The organism is Pseudomonas sp. SDO5215_S409 (assembly GCF_054071325.1).
The window spans coordinates 1-611 of the sequence record NZ_JBSVWN010000168.1 but is presented as its reverse complement, the minus strand read 5'-3'; the positions used below and the strand labels follow the sequence as shown (position 1 = coordinate 611).

Annotated in this window: 1 protein-coding gene; it reads right to left on the bottom strand. The window is 57.9% G+C overall.

Features of this window, described 5'->3' with window-relative positions; genetic code table 11:
- On the bottom strand, positions 1–611 hold a 611-nt coding region (locus ACW9H9_RS28750; RefSeq protein WP_457346728.1), incomplete at both ends, for a reverse transcriptase domain-containing protein.

Below are 611 nucleotides of genomic sequence, written 5' to 3'. Positions count from 1 at the left end.
CTCATCGTTGCCACTCTTAGCCTCGGCTGTTGATGCCAGCTCATCCCGTAACCCAGGTAATCGCAAACCCACGGCCGTGCCACGTGGCTCTTTTCCCGATTCAGCGTCAGTTTCAGACGCTGATTCAGGAAACGCTCAACTCCGGCCAGCACTCGTTCGCCTGCACGGAGACTACGTACATAAATGTTCGCATCGTCGGCATAACGAACGAAGCGATGGCCCCGCCGCTCCAACTCCCGGTCGAGTTCGTTGAGCAGGATGTTCGACAGCAACGGCGAGAGCGGGCCGCCTTGCGGCGTCCCTTCCTGCCGTCGGCTGGCGATCCCGCCTGACATAACTCCCGCTTCAAGGTAACGGCGGATCAGTCTGAGTACGCATTTGTCTTCGACATGACGCTCAACTTTGGCCATCAACACGTCGTGATTCACTCGATCAAAGAACTTCTCAAGATCAAGTTCCACGCACCAGCGGTAACCCGCTGCAACATGGTCACGGGCTGTTTCGATGGCTTGATGGGCGCTTCTGCCCGGACGAAAACCGTAGCTGTAGTCCGAGAACAGAGGGTCGAAGATCGGCGTGAGCTGTTGCAGCAGCGCCTGCTGGATCAGGCG